The 2,072-nt window shown below is 72.9% G+C and carries 3 protein-coding genes; 1 reads left to right on the top strand and 2 read right to left on the bottom strand.

The window, feature by feature from the left end; genetic code table 11:
* Positions 1–137 precede the first annotated feature (137 nt).
* Together EHS43_RS43325 and EHS43_RS43320 are read right to left on the bottom strand one after the other, a co-directional pair.
* Positions 138–320 carry a hypothetical protein gene (locus EHS43_RS43325; protein ID WP_125195913.1) on the bottom strand — a complete coding sequence of 61 codons (183 nt, stop codon included), beginning with the start codon at positions 318–320 and terminating at the stop codon, positions 138–140.
* 196 nt (positions 321–516) lie between these two features.
* The gene (locus EHS43_RS43320) at positions 517–792 is read right to left on the bottom strand and encodes a hypothetical protein (protein ID WP_007380750.1); all 276 of its coding nucleotides are present in this window, start codon (positions 790–792) and stop codon (positions 517–519) included.
* Between the two features lie 196 nt (positions 793–988).
* Here EHS43_RS43320 and EHS43_RS43315 point away from each other — a divergent pair.
* A partial coding sequence (locus EHS43_RS43315; protein ID WP_185806658.1) for a serine/threonine-protein kinase occupies positions 989–2,072 on the top strand: 1,084 nt, incomplete at its 3' end.

The raw sequence follows: 2,072 nt of genomic DNA, 5'->3' as shown, positions 1-2,072 counted from the left end.
CCCCCGGAGGGCAAAGCAATGCCGGCGCAGCTCCCCAGCTGCGCCGGCATTTTGCCGTCCGCCGCACCCCCGTCCCCACGGGGTTTCATGGGCCGATGTCCCCGCCCGGACCGCTCTTCCGGGCCTGGGGTCGCCGCTCAGCGCCCCAGCATCAGTCCCACGGACGACGCCTGTGTGGCCACTGTCTCCCAGCCGTCGAAGACGACGAGGAGCAGGACCGCCAGGGGAAGGGCCATGAGCGTCGCCACCAGCGGGTGGCGACGGCCCGTACGGCGGGGCTGGCGTGTGCGGGACAGCGTCCGCGGTGCCGTAAGAGCCATGGTCCCTCTCCTGACCGTTCGGTTGTCGTTGGCAGCGGCGGGTGTCTGACCTCGGGGGACGAGTGCTGCACCCGCCGCTTGACCTCAAATCTAGGCGTCACGGGCTCACCGCACGTCATGCCCTCGTACCGATTGCCGGGCCTCCCCGAGGATGAGCCGTGACCAGCGGAGTACTCCCGTGGGTGGAGACGGGGTCCTAGGTCTCCGGGTCTTCCCGGAGGGGTCGCCCGGTCTGCCCCGCTTTCTCCGAGCTGTCCTCGCGCGGCACCGGCTGCTCCACCAGCGCCAGCACCCTCGTCGCCATGAAACGGGCCGTCCGCACCACCGACCCGTTGCGCGTGACTTCGCTCACTTCCACGACTCCGCGCCGGACCGCCGTCTCCACCCGGCGGCCCGCCCTGCTCGCCACCACCTCGTACGTACGCGTCGTGTCCCCTGCGTCCACGACTATCTCCACGCGATCACCCTTCACGGGTTCAATCCCCCTTCTGCGACGGGTGGTTGGGATCACACCGGAGCCAAAGTCCGCCCGTCCTCCGGCTCCCTGACCACCCCTCAATTCTCCCACCCGGCACTGACAATCCCTCGGGACGAGAGGGCGCGGCCTCTGCGCGCGGCGGCCCGCGGAAACGTAAGCTGTGGCTCGTCACACGGACCGGGCAGCGGGGATGAACATGGCGATGATGCGCCTGAGGCGCGAGGACCCGCGCGTCGTCGGCTCGTTCAGGCTTCACAGACGGCTCGGCGCGGGAGGTATGGGGGTCGTCTACCTGGGCTCCGACCGCAAGGGACAGCGGGTCGCGTTGAAGGTCATCCGGCCGGATCTGGCCGAGGACCAGGAGTTCCGGTCACGGTTCGCGCGCGAGGTCTCCGCGGCCCGGCGGATCCGCGGCGGCTGCACCGCCCGGCTCGTCGCGGCCGATCTGGAGGCGGACCGTCCGTGGTTCGCCACCCAGTACGTGCCGGGCCCCTCCCTCCATGACAAGGTCGTCGACGAGGGTTCCCTCGGGGCCGCCGAGGTCGCCACCATCGGGGCCGCCCTGTCGGAGGGGCTCGTCGCCGTGCACGAGGCGGGGGTGGTGCACCGCGACCTCAAGCCGTCGAACATCCTCCTCTCCCCCAAGGGCCCGCGGATCATCGACTTCGGTATCGCCTGGGCGACCGGGGCCTCCACCCTCACCCATGTCGGCACCGCCGTCGGATCCCCCGGCTTCCTCGCGCCCGAGCAGGTGCGCGGCGCCGCGGTGACGCCGGCCACGGACGTGTTCTCCCTGGGCGCGACCCTGGCGTACGCCTCGATGGGCGACTCGCCCTTCGGGCACGGCAGTTCCGAGGTGATGCTGTACCGCGTGGTACACGAGGAGGCCCAGCTGCACGGCGTGCCCGACGCGGTCGCCCCGCTCATCCGCGCGTGCCTGGCGAAGGATCCCGAGGAGCGGCCGAGCACCCTCCAGCTGTCGCTGCGGCTCAAGGAGATCGCGGCCCGCGAGGCGCAGGGCCTGCCGGATCTGCGCCCGCCCGTCCCGCGTGCCGGGGAGGCGGACCGGCCCACCGGACGCATCGCCGACACCTACCCGGAGCGGGCCGCCCAGCGCCGTCCCCAGGGGCAGCCGGGGCCGTCCGGCACCCAGGGGACGCCCTCGGCCCGCGGTTCCGGGCAGGGGCGGGGCCAGGGCCCGGCGCGCGGCGGGGTGCCGTCGCGCGGTGGCAGTACCCCGCGCGGCAACGGCGTGCCCTCCTCCCGTTCCGGCC

The organism is Streptomyces sp. RP5T (assembly GCF_003933965.1).
GTDB lineage: Bacteria > Actinomycetota > Actinomycetes > Streptomycetales > Streptomycetaceae > Streptomyces.
Note: the sequence above shows the minus strand (reverse complement) of the source record. Positions and strands in the feature narration are given on the sequence as shown.

Bases quoted from the DNA above. Each gene is read 5' to 3' on its own strand.
- EHS43_RS43325 (WP_125195913.1), bottom strand. From the start codon at position 320: ATGGCTCTTACGGCACCGCGGACGCTGTCCCGCACACGCCAGCCCCGC.